This is a genomic window from Rhodococcus sp. IEGM 1241 (assembly GCF_033142365.1).
GTDB classification, from domain to species: Bacteria; Actinomycetota; Actinomycetes; order Mycobacteriales; family Mycobacteriaceae; genus Rhodococcus_F; species Rhodococcus_F erythropolis.
Window position 1 is genome coordinate 25749 of record NZ_JAWLSE010000003.1, and the last position, 19421, is coordinate 45169.

19 protein-coding genes are annotated in these 19421 nt (G+C 63.8%); 3 read left to right on the plus strand and 16 right to left on the minus strand.

All coding sequences use genetic code 11. The annotated features are described in order from the left end of the window. Positions 1-96: 96 nt before the first annotated feature. The 3 genes from R4P70_RS15055 to R4P70_RS15065 form a co-directional block, all read right to left on the minus strand. A complete protein-coding gene (locus R4P70_RS15055; protein WP_097387456.1) occupies positions 97-2367 on the minus strand; it encodes a polyribonucleotide nucleotidyltransferase in 2271 nt (756 codons plus the stop codon). Positions 2368-2805: 438 nt separating this feature from the next. Continuing rightward, positions 2806-3075, minus strand: coding sequence for a 30S ribosomal protein S15 (rpsO, locus tag R4P70_RS15060; protein ID WP_003942254.1), 270 nt, complete (start codon positions 3073-3075; stop codon positions 2806-2808). A 157-nt stretch (positions 3076-3232) separates the two neighbouring features. Continuing rightward, positions 3233-4213: a bifunctional riboflavin kinase/FAD synthetase gene (locus R4P70_RS15065; RefSeq protein ID WP_019748071.1), complete on the minus strand. Its 981-nt coding sequence runs from the start codon at positions 4211-4213 to the stop codon at positions 3233-3235. 117 nt (positions 4214-4330) lie between these two features. On the opposite strand from R4P70_RS15065, the gene R4P70_RS15070 reads away from it, so the two are divergent. Continuing rightward, complete coding sequence (locus R4P70_RS15070) at positions 4331-5077, plus strand: metal-dependent transcriptional regulator (protein ID WP_019748070.1); 747 nt, start codon at positions 4331-4333, stop codon at positions 5075-5077. Between the two features lie 10 nt (positions 5078-5087). Here the strand turns inward: R4P70_RS15070 and R4P70_RS15075 are convergent, their stop codons facing one another. From R4P70_RS15075 to rimP, 12 genes are all read right to left on the minus strand, one after another. After that, the gene (locus tag R4P70_RS15075; protein WP_317830960.1) at positions 5088-5564 is read right to left on the minus strand and encodes a GNAT family N-acetyltransferase; all 477 of its coding nucleotides are present in this window, start codon (positions 5562-5564) and stop codon (positions 5088-5090) included. Beyond that, complete coding sequence (gene truB, locus R4P70_RS15080) at positions 5561-6481, minus strand: tRNA pseudouridine(55) synthase TruB (protein ID WP_020907442.1); 921 nt, start codon at positions 6479-6481, stop codon at positions 5561-5563. The genes R4P70_RS15075 and truB overlap by 4 nt, the downstream gene beginning before the upstream one ends. Positions 6482-6505: 24 nt before the next feature. Beyond that, positions 6506-7165 (minus strand): 4'-phosphopantetheinyl transferase, encoded by a 660-nt coding sequence (locus R4P70_RS15085; RefSeq protein WP_003942126.1) that lies wholly within the window; start codon positions 7163-7165, stop codon positions 6506-6508. A 13-nt stretch (positions 7166-7178) separates the two neighbouring features. Further along, entirely contained in the window at positions 7179-8102 is a 924-nt protein-coding gene (locus R4P70_RS15090) for a metallophosphoesterase family protein (RefSeq protein WP_003942180.1), read from the minus strand. Further along, positions 8087-9490, minus strand: a complete 1404-nt coding sequence (locus R4P70_RS15095) for an MATE family efflux transporter (protein WP_020969403.1) — start codon at positions 9488-9490, stop codon at positions 8087-8089. The genes R4P70_RS15090 and R4P70_RS15095 overlap by 16 nt, the downstream gene beginning before the upstream one ends. A gap of 10 nt (positions 9491-9500) precedes the next feature. After that, entirely contained in the window at positions 9501-10493 is a 993-nt protein-coding gene (locus R4P70_RS15100; RefSeq protein WP_317558481.1) for a bifunctional oligoribonuclease/PAP phosphatase NrnA, read from the minus strand. A 12-nt stretch (positions 10494-10505) separates the two neighbouring features. Then, entirely contained in the window at positions 10506-10985 is a 480-nt protein-coding gene (rbfA, locus tag R4P70_RS15105) for a 30S ribosome-binding factor RbfA (RefSeq protein ID WP_003942248.1), read from the minus strand. 276 nt (positions 10986-11261) lie between these two features. Then, positions 11262-11552, minus strand: coding sequence for a DUF503 domain-containing protein (locus R4P70_RS15110; RefSeq protein WP_003942205.1), 291 nt, complete (start codon positions 11550-11552; stop codon positions 11262-11264). 113 nt (positions 11553-11665) lie between these two features. Further along, entirely contained in the window at positions 11666-14608 is a 2943-nt protein-coding gene (gene infB, locus R4P70_RS15115) for a translation initiation factor IF-2 (RefSeq protein WP_317830961.1), read from the minus strand. Positions 14609-14716: 108 nt separating this feature from the next. After that, positions 14717-15067: a YlxR family protein gene (locus tag R4P70_RS15120; RefSeq protein ID WP_019748063.1), complete on the minus strand. Its 351-nt coding sequence runs from the start codon at positions 15065-15067 to the stop codon at positions 14717-14719. Positions 15068-15111: 44 nt separating this feature from the next. After that, the gene (gene nusA / locus R4P70_RS15125) at positions 15112-16143 is read right to left on the minus strand and encodes a transcription termination factor NusA (protein ID WP_003942738.1); all 1032 of its coding nucleotides are present in this window, start codon (positions 16141-16143) and stop codon (positions 15112-15114) included. Then, positions 16140-16760 carry a ribosome maturation factor RimP gene (rimP, locus tag R4P70_RS15130; RefSeq protein ID WP_317830962.1) on the minus strand — a complete coding sequence of 207 codons (621 nt, stop codon included), beginning with the start codon at positions 16758-16760 and terminating at the stop codon, positions 16140-16142. Before rimP ends, nusA begins: the two co-directional genes overlap by 4 nt. Positions 16761-17031: 271 nt before the next feature. On the opposite strand from rimP, the gene R4P70_RS15135 reads away from it, so the two are divergent. Beyond that, positions 17032-17481 (plus strand): hypothetical protein, encoded by a 450-nt coding sequence (locus R4P70_RS15135; RefSeq protein WP_195791245.1) that lies wholly within the window; start codon positions 17032-17034, stop codon positions 17479-17481. Then, positions 17478-17933 carry a ferritin-like domain-containing protein gene (locus R4P70_RS15140; RefSeq protein WP_317830963.1) on the plus strand — a complete coding sequence of 152 codons (456 nt, stop codon included), beginning with the start codon at positions 17478-17480 and terminating at the stop codon, positions 17931-17933. The genes R4P70_RS15135 and R4P70_RS15140 overlap by 4 nt, the downstream gene beginning before the upstream one ends. 55 nt (positions 17934-17988) lie before the next feature. Here the strand turns inward: R4P70_RS15140 and R4P70_RS15145 are convergent, their stop codons facing one another. Next, on the minus strand, positions 17989-19413 hold the full coding sequence (locus R4P70_RS15145; protein WP_317830964.1) for an MFS transporter: 1425 nt from the start codon (positions 19411-19413) through the stop codon (positions 17989-17991). Positions 19414-19421 lie beyond the last annotated feature (8 nt).

A 19421-nucleotide genomic window follows, 5' to 3' on the forward strand; every position in this document is an offset into this window, starting at 1 on the left:
TTGAATCAGGTATCTACAGGCTCGTGTCTACAGACAGTACAGATGCGGCCCCGCACGGAAATCCGCGCGGGGCCGCATCAGAGTACGAAGTGAGATCTACTCGGAAGCAGCCTCGTCGGCGGCCGGAGCGGCAGCCTCGTCGTTGCCCTCTTCGACCGGGATCAGCGAGATCTTGCCACGTGCATCGATGTCGGCGATCTCGACGCGGATCTTGGATCCGACGTTGACCACGTCTTCGACCTTGGCAATGCGCTTACCGCTGCCCAGCTTCGAGATATGCACCAGTCCGTCGCGTCCCGGCAGGAGCGAAACGAAGGCACCGAAGGCGGTGGTCTTGACGACCGTGCCCAGGAACCGTTCGCCGACCTTGGGGAGCTGCGGGTTGGCAATGGCGTTGATCATGTCGATCGCGGCCTGTGCAGACGGTCCATCGGTGGCGCCGACGAACACGGTGCCGTCGTCTTCGATGGAGATGTTGGCACCGGTCTGCTCGGTGATGGAGTTGATCATCTTGCCCTTGGGGCCGATGACCTCGCCGATCTTGTCGACGGGGACCTTGATGGCCGTCACGCGGGGAGCGAACGGGCTCATCTCGTCCGGGGTGTCGATGGCCTCTGCCATGACCTCGAGGATCGTGGTACGAGCATCCTTGGCCTGCGCGAGTGCGCCGGCGAGGACCTTGGACGGGATGCCGTCGAGCTTCGTGTCCAGCTGCAGGGCCGTGACGAAGTCCTTGGTGCCTGCGACCTTGAAGTCCATGTCGCCGAAGGCGTCTTCGGCGCCGAGGATGTCGGTCAGAGCGACGTAGCGGGTTTCACCGTCGACCTGGTCGGAGACCAGACCCATGGCGATACCGGCAACCGGAGCGCGAAGCGGCACACCGGCGTTGAGCAGTGCGAGCGTGGACGCACACACCGAGCCCATCGAGGTGGAACCGTTGGAGCTCAGAGCCTCGGAGACCTGGCGAATCGCGTACGGGAACTCTTCGACGCTGGGCAGAACCGGCATGAGAGCGCGCTCGGCGAGTGCACCGTGACCGATTTCGCGACGCTTCGGCGAACCGACGCGACCCGTCTCACCGGTGGAGTACGGCGGGAAGTTGTAATGATGCATGTAGCGCTTGGTGGTCTCGGGACCGAGCGAGTCGACCTGCTGAGCCATCTTGACCATGTCGAGAGTGGTAACACCCAGGATCTGGGTCTCGCCGCGCTCGAACAGTGCGGAGCCGTGTGCGCGCGGGATGATCGCGACCTCGGCGGACAGCGAACGGATGTCCGTGACGCCGCGGCCGTCGATGCGGAACTGATCGCGCAGGATGCGCTGGCGAACCAGCTTCTTGGTGAGCGAGCGGAACGCTGCTCCCAGTTCCTTCTCGCGGCCTTCGAAGTTGGGTGCAACCTGCTCGAGAACCTCGACCTTGACCTCGTCGGTCTTGTCGTCGCGTTCCTGCTTGCCGGCGATTGTCAGTGCGGCATTGAGCTTTTCGGACGCAGCAGCCTCGACGGCAGCAAAAACGTCGTCCTGGTACGCCGGGAAGACCGGGTAGTCACCCGTGGGCTTTGCAGCCTTGGATGCCAGTGCTGCCTGAGCAGCGCACAGGCGTGCGATGAACGGCTTGGCGGCCTCGAGGCCTTCGGCAACGATGGCCTCGGTCGGTGCCTGAGCGCCGTCGGCGATCTTCGCGATGACGTTGTCGGTGGCCTCGGCCTCGACCATCATGATCGCTACGTCGGCGTTGTCACCGCTGCCGGACACGACGCGGCCGGCTACGACCATGTCGAAGACGGCGTTCTCGAGCTGATCGACCGTCGGGAATGCAACCCACTGGCCGGCCTTGTTGTCCTCGGAGACGATGAGTGCAACACGCACGCCACCGACGGGTCCGGAGAACGGCAGGCCCGCGATCTGCGTCGACGCGGAAGCGGCGTTGATGGCCACGACGTCGTACAGATCCTGCGGGTTGAGGCTCATGACCGTGACGACGACCTGGATCTCGTTACGGAGACCGTCGACGAAGGACGGGCGCAGCGGCCGGTCGATGAGGCGGCAGGTCAGGATCGCGTCGGTGGAGGGGCGTCCCTCACGACGGAAGAACGAACCGGGGATGCGGCCCGCTGCGTACATACGCTCTTCGACGTCCACCGTCAGGGGGAAGAAGTCGAAGTGCTCCTTGGGGTGCTTGCTGGCGCTCGTGGCGGACAGCAGCATGGTCTCGTCGTCCAGGTAAGCAACGACGGCGCCGGCGGCCTGCTGAGCAAGGCGTCCGGTCTCGAAACGGATGGTGCGGGTACCGAAGGACCCGTTGTCGATCACGGCGGTGGATTCGAACACGCCTTCGTCGACCTCTACTACGGAATTCTCTGTCATTCTTTTCTCTTCACTTCCCTCTCGTCTTCGCCGTACCCGCGCGGGCGTTTCCACCCTCCTGGTGGAAACTGCGCACCGAGGGACGTCCCCCTCTTGAATTGCAGACGCTCCTTGCGATGCGAGCGATTTCTGCTTCGGGACGTCACGACGTTCGGGCGGCCGTCGATCGAAGTCCGCCGGAGCTTTCGGGCACTTGCCCGGTCCGGAGAACCACTACCGACAACCGACACCACGTTCTCTGGTGCATACGGTGTGCTGGCTGCGCACTGCACAACTGTGCGTAGACAACTGTGCATAGCGCCGACAGCGGAAACTGCCTTGCGGCAGCTAACGCCGAAAGCCAGCGAAGCCCAGTATATGCGTGGCTTCGCCGGCTAACGGAGTGTTCGGCAAACCGAAGCGTGCCGTGTTGCTTTCGATCAGCGTCGTGGGAAAAATCTAGCGACGCAGGCCGAGACGCTCGATGAGCGTGCGGTAGCGAGCGACGTCAGTCTTTGCCACGTACTTCAGCAGACGACGACGGCGACCGACCATCAAGAGCAGTCCACGACGCGAGTGGTGGTCATGCTTGTGGGTCTTGAGGTGCTCGGTGAGATCGGTGATGCGCTTGGTGAGCATTGCCACCTGAGCTTCAGGCGATCCCGTGTCGGTCTCGTGCAAGCCGTACTCGCCGAGAACGACCTTCTTTTCTTCCGTGGTCAATGCCACTTGATTCACTCCTGTGATGACGTTTGCGTGAAAGGAACTAGATCGGTGCGGCCACCGCAAACCGCAGCACGCACCGAGAGAAGATCCTACCAGCAGCAATGAGGCGCTTTCGCCCACCTGGAGCGAATGTGGCCGCCGCCACTAGTGCAGGACGAGCTCAACCTACGCTGCGCTCTGCATCCTCACTCAGGATTTGGCGTGCGCGTTCGACGTCTCGGTTCATCGCCGTGATGAGCGACTCGATCGAGTCGAACTTCTCCATGCCCCGAATCCGCGAAACCAGGTCGACAGCGACGTGTTGTCCGTACAGGTCGGCTTCGGTGTCGAGAACGTACGCCTCGACGGTTCGGGTCCGGCCGGAGAAGGTCGGGTTGGTCCCCACAGACACTGCGGCTTGGTATCGACGACCGGGAACGACAGTTCCGAGTTCCTCGCCGGCGCCGAGCACCGTGAACCACGCTGCGTAGACGCCGTCGGCCGGAATCGCCGAAAACATCGGCGGTGCAACATTGGCCGTCGGGAATCCCAACTCGCGTCCACGCTTGTCACCGTGGACGACTACACCTTCGACACGATGTGGACGGCCGAGAGCTTCGGTGGCGGCTTCCATGTCGCCTGCGTCGACGCACGAGCGGATGTAGGTCGACGAGAACGTCACCGCATGCTCGGCGAGCAGCTGGACGCCGTCGACCGCAAAGCCGAAGCGAGCGCCCATCTCACGAAGAAGATCGACGTTGCCGAGCGCCTTCTTGCCGAAGGTGAAATTGTCCCCCACCACCACCTCGGCAACATGCAGACGTTCGACGAGAATTTCGTGGACGTAGCGCTCCGGCGTCAGCTTCATGAAATCAGCGGTGAACGGCATCACGCAGAACACGTCGATGCCCAGATCCTGAGCCAATTCCGCACGCCGTTGCAGCGTCGTCAACTGGGCTGGATGACTACCCGGCCGCACAACCTCCATGGGATGCGGGTCGAACGTCATCAACACGCTCGGAACACCACGTTTGCGCGCAGCGGTAACCGCTCTCGCTATCAATTGGGCATGCCCACGATGCACACCGTCGAACACACCGATAGTGAGCACACAACGACCCCAATCGGCCGGAACTTCGTCGAGACCACGCCATCTCAGCACGATTGGCAGCCTACGGGTCCACCGGCGGCGGGTCACGTTCGGACCCGCCCAGCGAATCACCGCTGTGCTGCCGCTCACGTACGGAAGTTCCGGATTTCGTAGCCTAAGCTAAGCGTTGTGGCAGCTCACAAGACCGGAACCTCGGAAGCATCATCGACGTCGGATGGCGACAGCACTTCGGCGCACGGCGCGGCAATCGACACGCTCGCACTCTCGTCGGTGGCTCAGGACTACCTCAAGGTCATCTGGACGATCCAGGAGTGGTCCCACGAGCGGGTGTCCACCAAGCTCCTGTCCGAGAAGATGAACGTCTCGGCTTCGACGGTGTCCGAGGCGATCCGCAAACTCTCGGACCAGGGCCTCGTCGATCACGCCCGCTACGGTTCCATCGCTCTGACGGACAGTGGCCGCGCGGCTGCTGTGTCCATGGTCCGGCGCCACCGGTTGATCGAGACCTATCTGGTTCAGGAACTCGGCTACGGCTGGGACGAAGTCCACGACGAAGCCGAAGTCCTCGAACACGCCGTTTCCGATCTGATGATCTCGCGGATGGACGCCAAACTGGGCTTCCCCGAACGTGACCCGCACGGCGATCCCATTCCCGCCACCGATGGTTCGGTGCCGACTCCCCCGGCCCGTCAGCTCAGCGACTTCGCCAACGGCGAGCGGGGCCGCGTTGCCCGGATCTCCGATTCCGATCCCGAAATGCTTCGGTACTTCGATTCCGTCGGCGTCAGTCTCGATGTCGACATCACTGTCGAAGAACGCCGTGATTTCGCCGGAACAGTGTCCGTTCGACTCGGCGACAGCCCCGACACCATCGACCTGGGAAGCCCAGTCGCTCAAGCAATTTGGCTCGTGTAGTCGAGGCCGCTCAGAGCGGCAGACGATATCGCCGTTCTACAGGCCGGACGCCGTCGGTCCGGGTCCAGTCGGCGAGCCTCTCGTCGACGTACACCCAACCTCGACGCTCGTACAGCGCGATCGCCGGCAAAGCGTCCTCGACGACGTCGAGCACCAGTTCCAACTGACTTTCTGCTGCGAAATCCGTGACAGCGTCGAGTAGCGCACCGCTGAGGCCGTTTCCGCGGGCATGGGGATGAACGAACAATCGCGACACGGCAATCGATCCCGCGGTGGTGGGCGCGCCTGCAACCTCGCGGTCGACGGCCACATGACCGACAACACGGCCGTCGCTCTCACCGACCCACGCCTTCACCACCGTGGGCGAACTGAGCCAGCGGTGCGGGTTCTGTGGCCACGTGTTCGGATATCCGTCGCACTCGTGGACCTGTGCCAGCGCATCGACGCAACCGTCGAGGTCGCCGTCGACACACTCGCGGACGATCACCCGCGAAGCGTCGCCGGTCGCACGACCATCACCGAACTGGCGCGTCGACCCTTCTCCTGCAGAAGCGCAATCGTGTGACCGGTGGGATCGATCGCCGCACAGATCCCCTTCATCCCGATCGGCTCGAGCCAGCGCCCCTGGCTGATCGCCTCGGCTTCCTCCGCCGTGATCTGCCGATGCGGAAAAGCCGTCTGCGCGGCCTGATCGATGTCGAGGCTCACACCCGGCTGATCCGCGAGATCTTCGAGCGTGCGCGCATGTTCGAGAGTGAACGGCCCGACGCGGGTGCGGCGCAATGCCGTCAAATGACCGCCGACGCCCAATTCACGACCGAGGTCGCGTGCAAGCGAGCGGATGTATGTTCCGGAAGAGCACTCAACGTCTACATCCAGATCGACGAAGCCACCAGGGACATCTCGCCGAGCCAGAACTTCGAAAGTCGACACCGTTACCGGGCGCGGCGCCAGCTCGACGGTTTCTCCCGCACGCACCAGGGCATGTGCGCGTTGACCGTCGACCTTGATAGCGCTCACGCTTGCCGGGATCTGCTTGATGTCTCCGGTCAGCGTTGCCACGATGGCAGCGATCTCCGCGTCCGTCACCTGCGAAGCGTCTGCGGAAGTCAGGACCTCCCCTTCGGCATCGTCCGTGTCCGTCGCTGCACCGAGGCGAATGGTCGCCGAGTACGCCTTGGTTGTCAGTGCCAGGAGTCCGAGCAACTTGGTCGCACGCTCGACGCCGAGAACGAGGACGCCGGTCGCCATGGGATCAAGAGTCCCGGCATGTCCCACCTTGCGGGTGTTCAACAATTTGCGGCACCGAGCGACCACGTCGTGGCTGGTGATGCCCGCCTCTTTGTCGACAATCAGGATTCCGGCGCCGACAAGACCGGAGGAAGGCTTTTCACGAGCTGACACGTGTGCCGATTCTGCCAGTCGCGCTCACTGCACCGAAATTGCCGTCAGAATGAGCCCGTCCGACACCAACCACCTGCCGTCGAAAGAGGTGAGCGGCGGACCAGACGTCGCCTCACCGGGGACCAGCAGACGCGAGTTGAAAGTTCCGGAAGTTTCCGACTCCGCCTCGAATGTGATGTGGGCGTCCTCGAAACCCAACCAGCGCCCAGTTAGCGGAAACCACGCCTTGTACGTGGCTTCCTTCGCGCAGAAGAGCACTCGATCCCAGTGCACCGGACCGCCGGTTTCCTGAGTGTCCAGCCACGTTCGTTCCGCTTCGATGCTGACCGCGGGCAATACCCCGTCCGGCAGCGGGCCGTGCGGCTCGGCGTCGATACCGAGTGAGCGGACCTGCATGGAGTACGCCAGGACAGCGCCGCGGTAGCCGTCGCAATGGGCGAGGCTTCCGACTACTCCCTGCGGCCAGAGTGGGGCACCACGCTCGCCGCGCATGACAGCGGCAGACGGAACACCGAGCTTGCCCATCGCCTGACGCGCGAGGTGCCGGGTAGTCACGAACTCGCGACGGCGCTTCTCGACCGCGCGGCCGATCAACGCCTCCTCACTGGGGTGCGGAACCAGACCGGGCGGATCCACGAAGGCCTCGGCCGTCGCAACTCCACCGGGAAGAATCTGTTCGATCACGTAGCGATACCTCTCAGCGTCCGGCGCGCATGCGCTCGACTTCGGCTTCCTGCTCCGGCGTGACCTTGAAGTGGCCACCCCACTTGTTGAGCGTTCCCGGCGGGTACTCCGGAACGGGAAGAATCTGACGCAACAACTTCTCCGGCAGTCCACGCCGACGCCATTCGCGCGGGTACCCGAGTGATACTTCCTCGAAGCGGACGCCGTCGTAGTACGTGGTTCGAGGAATGTGCAGGTGCCCGTACACCGAGCACACCGCGTTGTACTTCACATGCCAGTCGGCGGTCGCGGTGGTTCCGCACCACAACGCGAACTCCGGATACATGAGCACGTCCGTCGGCTGCCGGACCATCGGGAAATGGTTCACCAGAACGGTCTTTGTGCCTTCGGGGAGCGCGTCCAGCCGTGCCTGGGTGTATTCGATTCTCGCCCGGCACCACGCGTCGCGCGTTGCATACGGCTGCGGCGAGAGCAGGAACTCGTCGGTGGCGACGACGTTCTTGTCCCGCGCGATCTCGAGCCCGTGTTCCTTGTCTCGCGCGCCTTCCGGCAGGAAGGAGTAGTCGTAGAGAAGGAACATCGGGACGACCGTGACCGGGCCCTCGTCTCCCTCCCACACCGGGAACGGGTCCTCGGGCGTGATGACGTCGAGTTCGCGGCACATGTTGACCAGGTACTCGTACCGCGGCGCTCCGTGAATCTGAACCGGATCCTTGGCGGTCGTCCACAGTTCGTGGTTGCCCGGAATCCAGATGACCTTTGCGAATCGGCTGCGAAGGAGCTTCAACGCCCACCGAATGTCGTCAGTTTTCTCGGAAACATCTCCGGCGAGAATGAGCCAGTCGTCAGGCGAATCCGGGAACAGTTCCTCCGTCATCGGCTTGTTGCCGTTGTGACCGACATGAATGTCGCTCACCGCCATCAGCTTTGCTGCCACGATCCCTCTGCTTCCTCAGTTGAACTTCCGCGCTTCGCCGTCGCCGGACCTGTCACTGCCCACTTGCCGGAAAACGCTCGCCACGACACCGCGACCATCCGAAGTACTACGAACACGGTAAGCCCTGCCCAAATTCCGGCCAGCCCCCAGTCGTAGGCGAGGGAGAGCCAGATCGCGGGCAGAAATCCGAGAACTGCGCAGAGCATGGTCGCGTTGCGCAGAAACACCACGTCCCCGGCGCCGAGCAGAACACCGTCGAGTGCAAACACGATTCCCGCTACCGGCATGATCGCGACGAAGAACCACCAGGCGATCGACATTTGACCGAGGACCTCGGCGTCGGACGTGAAAAGTCCGGGGATCACGGAGTGGCCCGCGGCGAAGAAGATCGCGAGTACCACGGCAAATACCGTCGACCAGGCAGTGATCCGCCAGGTCATCCTCTTCGCCGCGGCTGCGAATCCACCGCCGAGGGCAGCTCCGATGAGCGTTTGGGCGGCGATCGCCAAGGAATCGAGAAGGAGCGAAACCAGGTTCCACAGTTGGAGGACAACTTGGTGTGCACCGACTACGGCTGCGCCGAACCTCGACGCCACCGCGGCCGCCGAGACGAAACACGCTTGGAATGCGAGGCTGCGCAGGATCAGGTCACGGCCCATCAGCATCTGCGCCCGCATGATTGCAAGATGCGGTCGAGCCGAGACCGGTTCACGAAAGAGTGCCCAGGCGAACAGGACACCCGAAACGCTCTGGCCGACCAGATTCGCGACAGCTGATCCTTCGAGTTCCATCCGGGGAGCACCGAGCAAACCGTGCACGAGAATCGGGCACAACACCGCCGAAATACCCAGGCCGACAAGGACGAACCGAAGCGGTCGCACCGTGTTCTGAACCCCGCGCATCCAGCCGTTGCCGGCCAGAGCCACCAGGATGAGTGGAACACCCAATACCGCTATCCGAAGCCAACTTTCCGCAGCCGCCGCAATGTCGGGAGTCCCGGCCACCGCCGAAGTCAGCGGGCCCGCGATCACCTGCACGATCACTACCAAGGCCAAGCCGATCGCGGCCGCCAGCCAGGTCGCCTGAACACCCTCGCCCACCGCGTCGCGCTCGCGGCCCGCCCCGTGCAGCCGTGCGGCGCGCGCCGTCGTGCCGTACGACAAGAAGGTCAGCTGCGTACTCACCAACGACAGGATCAGACCACCGACTGCCAATCCGGCCAGCGGAAGCGCCCCGAGTCGGCCGACCACGGCGATGTCGAACAACAGATAGAGGGGTTCGGCCGCCAGTACCCCGAGCGCCGGAAACGCCAGGGAAAAGATTCGACGCCCAGTGACGTCGAAATCAGCTGCCGAAGATCCCGCCGAGGTGGCGTCAGATTCGCTCAATGCCGCGGATTCAGCCGAGTGCCGCGACGAGCGCGGCAACAATCTCGTCGCTGGAAGTGGTCGACGTATATCCGGCCGACAGCCGGTGCCCGCCGCCACCAAGACTTTCAGCGACCGCCGACACGTCGATCGCCGACTTTGCACGCAACGAGATCGACCAGCTTCCGGAAACCGACTCTTTGAGTACTGCGGCAACTTCGGCTTCCGAAGTAGTTCGCACGATATCGACGACGCTCTCGATCTCCTCGGAGCGAAGATCGCCGATGTCACTGCGTCGGATCACCGCGTACACCAGCCCACGGCCGTCCGCGGCTTCCGGGACCAGCACCGCGGACCCGAGTACCGAAGCCAGCATCGGCAACCACCCGAACGGATGGGTGTCGAGCAGCTTTCGCGCAATCGCGTCGCCGTCGATGCCTGTCGCCAGCAAACGCGCCGCGAGCACGTGCGGAAGCGGACCTCCCCACCGGAAGGAGCCGGTGTCGGTGACCAGTCCGGCATAGAGACAGTGCGCGATATCGCGATCGATCGCGACTCCCCACGCATCGAAGAATCGTGCGATGAGCGCCGTCGTCGAAGCCGCGGTTTCGTCGACGACGTTGATGCTTCCGAATTCGGAATTGGAGCGATGGTGATCAAGGACGATCGTGCGATTCGCGCCGGCGAGTCGACTCGCCAACTCACCGAGGCGGCCCTCGCTGCCGACATCCACGGTCACCAGAACATCGACGCTTTCCCGAACATCGGCGGGCGCCACGAGCAAGTGAACACCAGGGAAATCAGACATCGACTCGGGCAGCGCCGACGGCCGACTGAACGCGACCTGCACCGAAATGCCCCGACGCTCGAGAACGAGACCGAGCGCAAGTCCGCTGCCGATCGTGTCCGCATCCGGCTGCACATGGCAGAGAATTGTCACCGTGTGTGCCGATTCGAGAACCTCGGCCACCTGAGCGAACTTCGCCTCGCAGGGGTCGACGTCCGAAAGTGCGGTGATCGTCATTCTCGGTGCGCGTCAGTCGGCTTCACGAACATCTGGCGACGCCTCGTCTTCGTCCGAAGCCACTCGCGGCTCCTTGTACGGATCTGCATCTCCGGCCGGCTGTGCATTCTCACGCGCCTTGGCGACCTCGTCGTCGGCGGCCTTGGCACGGGCCAGCAGTTCTTCCATATGACGCGCGGTGTCGGGAACGGTATCGGCGACAAACGTCAGAGTCGGTGTGAAGCGAACGCCAGTTCCGGCACCGACCTTCGAGCGGAGAACACCCTTGGCCTTCTCGAGTCCTGCGGCGGCGGCTTCCACATCGGGTGCGGAATCGACCTTCTCGCCCATGACTGTGTAGTACACCGTCGCGTCGTGCAGATCGTTGGTGACCTTGGTGTCCGTGATGGTCACGAATGCGAGTCGCGGATCCTTGATCTCGTGATCGATCGCGGTCGCGACGATGGTTCCGATACGCTTTGCCAACTTGCGTGCCCGGGCTGGATCTACCATGACTGTCAGTCTCCTCTACCTGGCCACTCGAATCGAGGTGACTCGATCGATCAAAGTTCTGGTTAACAAGAATTATTACCGACAACAGTCTCGTCCATCGGCTACCCGGCAACCAAATCACCATCGGTAGAGGTCTTCGGCCACAAGCCACCGTGCACATCGAGCGTGAGTACAGACACCGTCACACTTGGTCCCCTGGACGCCGAATCCCTTGCCGACCAACTCGATTCGGTACGCCGTCCGGAAGAGTGGCTCAGCGACACAGATCGGTGACACTCAGTCTTCCGGGCCGAAGATTCGCCTTCGCACAGCCAGCAACTGAATCTCCGGACGCTCGGCGACCGCTCGCTCACAATGATCGAGAACATCGTGCAGGTGATCGACGGACGAACTGACCACACCGACGCCCACGAGCGCACGACGCAGGCGTCCCTGCTCCCCCGCCTCCGCTGCACTCACGCCGAATCGACGGAGTTCCGTCAGGATCGGCGACAGCATCGAACGCTTTTCCTTGAGTGAGTGGACATCGCCGAAAAGAATGTCGAACTCCAGTGCCCCTACAAACATTTTCCCCCTAGACAGAGCCGAATGGACTCTTCCGGACTTGTATGTTCAAGTCCGGAAGAGTCCATGTCAGCTAGTACTCACGTGCGTCCGCCCCAACGCCCGTGTCGACATAATCAGTCGCGCGGCTTCTCGCGAAGCTCGTAGCACTCGAGAACGTCACCGATCTTGATATCGGAATAGGTGACGGTCAAACCACATTCGTAGCCTTCGCGAACCTCGGTAGCGTCTTCCTTCTCCCGCTTGAGCGAGGAGATGGTGACCGTCTCGGCGATGACCTTGCTGTCGCGGATGAGACGTGCCTTGGCGTTGCGACGGATGCTGCCCGACGTGACCAAGCAACCGGCAATGTTGCCGATCTTGGACGAACGGAACATGGCGCGGATCTCTGCCTTGCCCAGCTCGACCTCTTCGTACACCGGCTTGAGCAGACCCTTGAGTGCCTTTTCGACCTCGTCGATGGCCTGGTAGATCACCGAGTAGTAGCGAATGTCGACGCCCTCGCGGTTCGCCAGCTCCGTTGCCTTGCCTTCGGCGCGGACGTTGAAGCCGATGATGATCGCGTTGGACGCAGCAGCCAGGTTGACGTTGGTCTCCGTGATGCCACCGACACCGCGGTCGATGACGCGCAACTGCACCTCGTCGTCGATCGGAATTCCGAGGAGAGCCTCTTCGAGGGCCTCCACGGTTCCCGAGTTGTCACCCTTGAGGATCAAGTTCAGCTGTGAATGTTCCTTCAGAGCTGCATCGAGATCGTCGAGGCTGATGCGCTTACGACTCTTCGCTGCAAGCGCGTTGCGCTTACGTGCGTTGCGACGGTCCGCGATCTGACGAGCGATACGGTCCTCGTCGACCACGAGCAGGTTGTCGCCTGCACCGGGGACCGACGTGAAGCCGATGACCTGGACCGGACGTGAAGGCAGTGCCTCGTGGACGTCCTGACCGTGCTCGTCCACCATGCGGCGGACGCGGCCGTAAGCATCGCCGGCAACGATCGAGTCGCCGACCCGCAGCGTTCCGCGCTGGATGAGCACGGTAGCGACGGGGCCGCGGCCACGGTCGAGGTGCGCCTCGATGGCAACACCCTGAGCGTCCATGTCCGGGTTGGCGCGCAGATCCAGGGAAGCGTCCGCCGTCAACAGCACTGCTTCGAGCAGTGCGTCGATGTTGAGACCCTGCTTCGCCGAGATGTCGACGAACATGGTGTCTCCACCGTATTCCTCGGCCACCAGTCCGTACTCGGTGAGCTGCTGCCGGATCTTGTCCGGGTTCGCGCCTTCCTTGTCGATCTTGTTCACCGCGACCACGATCGGCACGTCGGCCGCCTGGGCGTGGTTGATCGCTTCCACCGTCTGCGGCATGACGCCGTCGTCGGCTGCGACAACAAGGATCGCGAGGTCGGTGGCCTTGGCACCACGAGCACGCATGGCCGTGAAGGCCTCGTGACCCGGGGTGTCGATGAACGTCACGAGACGCTCGTTGCCCTCGAGCTCGGTCAGCACCTGGTAGGCACCGATGTGCTGCGTGATGCCGCCGGCTTCGCCCTCACGGACATTCGCCTTACGGATCACGTCGAGCAGACGGGTCTTACCGTGGTCGACGTGGCCCATGACGGTGACCACAGGCGGACGGGACTCGAGGTCCTCTTCTCCGCCGGCGTCCTCGCCGTAGGTGAGGTCGAAGCTGTCGAGCAGCTCGCGGTCCTCGTCCTCCGGGCTGACGACCTGCACGACGTAGTTCATTTCGCCGCCGAGCAGCTCCAGCGTCTCGTCGTTGACCGACTGAGTTGCCGTGACCATCTCACCGAGGTTGAACAACGCCTGCACGAGTGCTGCGGGGTTCGCATCGATCTTGTCCGCGAAGTCCGACAGCGATGCGCCGCGAGCGAGACGGATGGTCTCACCGTTGCCGCGTGGCAGCCTGACGCCGCCGACTGCGGGAGCCTGCATGCTTTCGTACTCGGCGCGCTTCGCCCGCTTCGACTTACGTCCACGGCGAACTGCTCCGCCGGGACGACCGAATGCACCTGCCGCTGCGCCGCGCTGACCGGGACGGCCACCGCCGCCGGGACGACCGCGGAATCCACCGGCCGGAGCTGCTCCACCGGGAGCACCTGCACCAGCACCGGCGCCGGGAGCGCCGCCGCGGTATCCACCGCCGCCGCCGCCCGGACGACCACCGGGAGCGCCACCGGGACGACCCGGACGTCCGCCGCCACCGGGCGCGGGACGAGCGGAACGAGCAGGCATTGCACCCGGGTTCGGGCGAGGAGGCATGGAGCCGGGGCTGGGACGGGGTCCGCCCTGACCTGCAGGCGGACGAGGTCCACCCTGGCCGGGAGCCGGACGGGGACCGCCCTGACCCGGAGCCGGACGAGGTCCCCCCTGGCCGGGAGCCGGACGGGGACCGCCCTGACCCGGAGCCGGACGAGAACCGCCCTGGCCTGCACCCGGACGCGGTGCGCCGGGAGCCGGACGAGGTGCCGGACGCTCGGCGGGTGCCGAGGAGTACGGGTTGTTACCGACGCGAGGTGCCTTCGGTCCCGGACGCGGTCCGCCGGGCTTTGCGCCGGTAGACGGTGCCGCCGGAGCCGCGGGGGCTGCCGGTGCCGATGCTGCGGGAGCAGCCGGAGCCGGGCGTGCCGGCTGTGCCGGCTTCGGAGCGTTGAACGTCGGGGTGGGGACCGGCGCCGACGGTGCTGCCGGAGCAGCGGCTGCGGGAGCCGCGGGGGCTGCCGGTGCCGGAGCTGCGGGAGCAGCCGGTGCGGGTGCGGCCGGCTTGGGGCCGGGACGCGGGCCACCGGGCTTTGCAGCTGACGGCGACGGTGCGCCGGGCTTTGCCGCGGGGCGAGCCGCCGGAGCGGCTGCGCCGGTCTCGGACTTGGTTTCTGCTCCGCCTGCCGACGGGAATGACTCCCGCAGACGACGGGCGACGGGCGCCTCCACTGTGGATGACGCAGACTTCACGAACTCGCCTTGCTCCTTGAGCGTTGCGAGTAGTTCCTTGCTGGTGACACCGAGTTCTTTAGCCAACTCGTGCACGCGGGCCTTGCCTGCCACTGCTCTCCTCACTGATGAGGTCGAGCAGGAGGCATCCCACAGATGTGGGTCCCGCACGACCTCGGGTTATCGCCGATGGACGTTCATCGTTGGTGCTTCACGGTGTGCTCATGAGTGCTTGTGCCTGTTCTTCTCGAGAGGTACTGCTTTTGTGTGAACTGCGTCGACCAGCTGGTCGACAGCGGACGTGTCCAGATTTCCGGACACTCGCAGTGCTCTGCTGAATGCTCGGCGCCGCTCTGCCAGGCTCAGACAACTCGGATCCAGGTGCAGCCATGCACCTCGACCGGGGAGTCTTCGCGATACGTCGGGGACGAGCGGGGAACCCTCCGGCCCCTGCTCACCAACCACGACCCTCAACAGATCGACAGCCGACCCTTGTTCCCTGCACCCCACACACGTTCTGACCGGCGAACCGGGTTTCACGCGCGCAGAATCCGAGGACTCACGTCGAACCATTGTCCACTCTACCGCCGAACCGTCTCGATCACTGCATTCCACCGTTATCCGTTGGACGTGGCGGGCCGGTCGGACGCGTCGCCAACGGGTGCCGCATCGCTCCGAATGTCGATACGCCAACCCGTCAACCGTGCAGCCAGGCGGGCATTTTGACCCTCTTTTCCGATGGCCAACGAAAGCTGGAAATCGGGCACGATGACACGGGCCGCACGAGCCTCGGGATCGACGACAGTGACGGAGACCACTTTCGACGGGGAAAGTGCGTTGCCCACAAACGTCGCGGGATCTTCGTCGAAGTCGATGATGTCGATCTTCTCCCCCGCAAGTTCGCTCATGACGTTTCGGACGCGCTGACCCATCGGGCCGATGCATGCACCCTTTGCGTTCAGCCCCTGCACGCGTGAGGCAACGGCGATCTTGGAACGGTGTCCCGCTTCGCGCGCGACGTTGATGATCTCGACGCTGCCGTCCGCGATCTCCGGAACCTCGAGTGCGAACAACTTGCGAACCAGGTTCGGATGGGTCCGCGAGAGGGTGATCTGGGGGCCACGGGCGCCGCGAGCAACCCCGACGACGTAGCACTTGATGCGCTCGCCGTGTTCGTAGTTCTCGCCGGGAACCTGTTCTGCGGGCGGCAACAATCCTTCGGCGCCATTGGATTCGCTGCCGATTCGAACGACGACCATCCCGCGAGAGTTTGCACGCGTGTCGCGCTGAATGACACCGCCGACGATTTCACCCTCATGGGTGGAGAACTCACCGAAACTGCGCTCGTGCTCGGCGTCGCGCAAACGCTGCAGGATGACCTGGCGTGCGGTGGTCGCCGCGATTCGACCGAATCCTTCGGGAGTGTCGTCCCACTCCTCGCCGATCATGTTGCCGTCGGCATCGGTGTCGTGTGCCATCACTCGCACCGAACCGGTCTTGATGTTGACATCGATCCGAGCGTTCTGCTTGTGCCCCTCGGTGTGGCGGTACGCCGTCAGCAGCGCGGTCTGGATCGTGGCGATCACAGTTTCGATCGAAACGCCCTTTTCGGCTTCGATCGCTCGCAACGCTGCAATGTCGATATTCACTTGTCGAACCCTTCTTCGTTTTCTACGTCTTCTAATTCTGCTTCGTCGTCTTCGACACTGTCCACGCCCGAGTCATCGGTGAGGTCAACCGCATCCGAGGGAACTGCGCGCCCCTCCGGGATGCCGCCCGCGAGTTCCAACTCCGCCTCACTGGGCTTCGAGAACTCCACCTGAACTACGGCCTTCTGAACGTCGCCCAGTGCAATCTCTCGCACGGTCAGTCCGCCACGGCCACCGATGACAACCGCCACGGAATCGTCGTTCAACGTTCCGATACGGCCGACCACGGTCTCGCCGGCCAGATCGATACGCGCTTTGCGTCCACGAGCTCGACGCCAGTGACGCTCGAGCGTCAGTGGACGATCGATTCCCGGGGAAGTCACCTCGAGGGTGTACGGCGTTTCACCGATTTCCTCGAGGCTGTCGAAAAGTTCCGAAACGAGTCTGTTGATCTCTGCGGCGGCATCGAGTTCGATCCCGGCATCGCTGTCGACCATGATGCGCACCGCGCTGTGCTTGCCCGCACTGGTCACGACAACGTCTTCGACGTCGTAACCCTGGGCGTGCACGAGTTCGGAGATCAGCTCGATCACCCTCTCCCTGGATGGCACCGGCATCTCGCGAACTCCTCATTTCAGTTGTCGTCGATTGTCCGACTTGTGTCGACTGTCGACGTGGGCGGCTGCGAGCATGAAAAGACACCAGGTGCCTCATGCTGCAAGCATCCAAGAGTACCGCTCATTACGCGTCTCCGTGACCAGAGTGCCCGACGCACGTCACACTTGAACACGTGCCGCGGATTCGAACGATCGGCCGACCACCTGGCACGATGGACTGGTGCTGACGCCCATGACTACTACCCCACTCTCCCGGCGGAGTGCGCTCAAGATGACGGGAACCGCAGCAGCGTTGGGCGCTGCAGCCTTCTCGTTGTCCGCCTGCACCGACAACGGCACAGCGGAGGCGGCTGCAGAAGTCGACCAGTTGACGGCCCAGGCCGAGCGAGCTCGCTCCGACGCGGCAGCCGCAACCGCCGCCATCGCTCTTGCGCCGGACAAGTCGGCATCACTGACCACGATCAGCGCCGAACGCACAGCGCATGCACTCGAACTCGACGCCGAGATTGCGCGAGCAGCGGGCGGCGGCGCTACGACCACTGCGCCCCCGTCGACCTCGGTCGCAAACGCTCCGACGGGCGTTGACACCTTGAGGACCTCGCTGACCGATTCGGCGCGCAGTGCCGCGGATCTCGCTCGCACGATGTCCGGCTATCGCGCGGGCTTGCTCGGTTCGATCAGCGCGTCCTGCTCGACCCAGGTTGCGGTGTTGCTTCCATGATCACTTCGCACACCCGTCGAACCGAGAGTTCTGCCTTGCTGACCGCAATCGAATCAGAGAATGCCGCGATCTTCGCTTACGGAGTGGTTGCCGCGTTTTCGAATCCTGCCCGTGTCAACGAAGTTGCCACACATACAGCCGCGCACCGCGCGCGACGTGATGCGCTGGTTGCCCTGTCGACCGACGCGGGCGAGACCCCGCCGACAGCCGCGGCAGCCTACGAGATCCCGTTCCCGGTGACGGACGCCGTTACCGCGGCACAACTGGCAGCACAGATCGAATCCGACACCGCCGTGACCTACCGGGCATTCGTCGAACAGGTCGATACCGACCAACTCCGCACGTTCGGAATCGACGGCCTGACCGATGCGGCAATCCGCGGCGCCGGATGGGGGGCCGCGCTGGGACCCGCGCCGTCCACCTCTGCTGGCCCTGGGGCCCCGGCTTCGTAATGTGGGGGGCGCGTTTATTACCCGCGGGGGTTTAATAACGGCGCACAGCAGTGGCTCAGGCCTTGCGATGCGAGGGCACGAACCAAGCCGCAACCACGGCCACCAACACGAAGCAACCGCCGACGCGCAGTGCAGGTGTCAGCTCATCTCCGTAGCCCAGCGGCGTGAGCGCGCCACCAGCGGCAAGGAAGACTGCGGTGAGAACCGCGATTCCCAGCGCAACACCGATCTCGCGAAGCGTCGAGTTGGTCGAACTGGCCGTTCCGTGATCAGGCTCGTCCATGTCGACGAGGACAGCCGTCGAACTCGGCGCGAAGGTCAGGCCCATGCCGATGCCCGCCATCAGTAGCGCCGGAACCAGCGAACCGTACGTCACGTCGGGACCGATCAACGCGGCCAACCAGAACAATGCTCCGGCCTGGAGCAGTAGTCCGGTCAGCAGAAGTGAACGGAGCCCGACCTTCGGCGCCAGAAAACCGGCGAGAGGAGCGAAGATCATCGGCGCTGCCGTCCACGGAAGCGTCCGCACTCCTGCTTGGAACGGGCTGTAGCCCATCACGATCTGGAGGTACTGCGACAGCAGGAACACCGCTCCGAAGATCCCGATCGAGAAGGTCAAGCCGATGACGTTCGCCATCGAGAAGCTGCGTGAACGGAACAGACGTAGGGGCATGACCGGATGTGACGTCTTCATCTCGCGAAGAACGAACAGCGCCAACGCGACTGCGGAACCGACCAACGACGCAACCACTCCAAGCGATCCCCAGCCGTCGTCGTTGCCGTGAACGATCCCCCACACCGCCAGAAACACACCGAGTCCGGCGAGTGCGACACCGGGAAGGTCGAGAGGTTGTGTGCGACCGGTCGATTCACGCAACGCATACAACGCGAGAGGAACGGCAACGATCGCAACCGGCACGTTGATCCAGAAGATCCCCTGCCACGAGAACCCGTCGACTACCGCTCCACCGACCACGGGACCCATCGCGATTCCCAGTCCGGAGACGCCACCCCAGACACCGATTGCCATGGCGCGCTTGGCTTCCGGTACGGCTGCGACGAGGAGGGTCAGCGAGAGCGGCATGATCGCGGCTGCGCCCGCGCCTTGAAATGCCCGGGCCGCAATCAGCAGGGCGGGAGTTGTCGACAGCGCCGAAGCGATCGATGCAGCCGTGAACAGCCCGATTCCGAACACGAACATCCGGCGGCGTCCCCACCGATCGCCGAGCGTCGTCGCCGAAAGCATCAGCGTCGCAAAGCAGAGCGTGTACGCATTCATGAACCATTGGAGCTGCCCGACGGACGCGTTCAGTTCCTTCTCGATCACCGGCAGCGCGCTCGTCATCACGAGGTTGTCGAGGGTAGCCATGAACATGGGCAGAGAAGCAGCAACCATCGCTATCGCGATCGGAACCTTACGTCCTCCACTGTTTTCCGACCCGGATGCGGCGTCCGATCCGGACTTCGTCAAAACGGTCATCGTGATTC

What these genes read in the sequence shown, in the direction of transcription:
- R4P70_RS15055 (WP_097387456.1), bottom strand. Translation starts at nt 2,367, where the DNA reads ATGACAGAGAATTCCGTAGTAGAGGTCGACGAAGGCGTGTTCGAATCC.
- R4P70_RS15100 (WP_317558481.1), bottom strand. Translation starts at nt 10,493, where the DNA reads ATGACGATCACCGCACTTTCGGACGTCGACCCCTGCGAGGCGAAGTTC.
- rbfA (WP_003942248.1), bottom strand. Translation starts at nt 10,985, where the DNA reads ATGGTAGATCCAGCCCGGGCACGCAAGTTGGCAAAGCGTATCGGAACC.
- R4P70_RS15110 (WP_003942205.1), bottom strand. Translation starts at nt 11,552, where the DNA reads ATGTTTGTAGGGGCACTGGAGTTCGACATTCTTTTCGGCGATGTCCAC.
- R4P70_RS15120 (WP_019748063.1), bottom strand. Translation starts at nt 15,067, where the DNA reads ATGGTTCGACGTGAGTCCTCGGATTCTGCGCGCGTGAAACCCGGTTCG.
- rimP (WP_317830962.1), bottom strand. Translation starts at nt 16,760, where the DNA reads ATGCCGGTGCCATCCAGGGAGAGGGTGATCGAGCTGATCTCCGAACTC.
- R4P70_RS15135 (WP_195791245.1), top strand. Translation starts at nt 17,032, where the DNA reads ATGACGGGAACCGCAGCAGCGTTGGGCGCTGCAGCCTTCTCGTTGTCC.
- R4P70_RS15140 (WP_317830963.1), top strand. Translation starts at nt 17,478, where the DNA reads ATGATCACTTCGCACACCCGTCGAACCGAGAGTTCTGCCTTGCTGACC.
- R4P70_RS15145 (WP_317830964.1), bottom strand. Translation starts at nt 19,413, where the DNA reads ATGACCGTTTTGACGAAGTCCGGATCGGACGCCGCATCCGGGTCGGAA.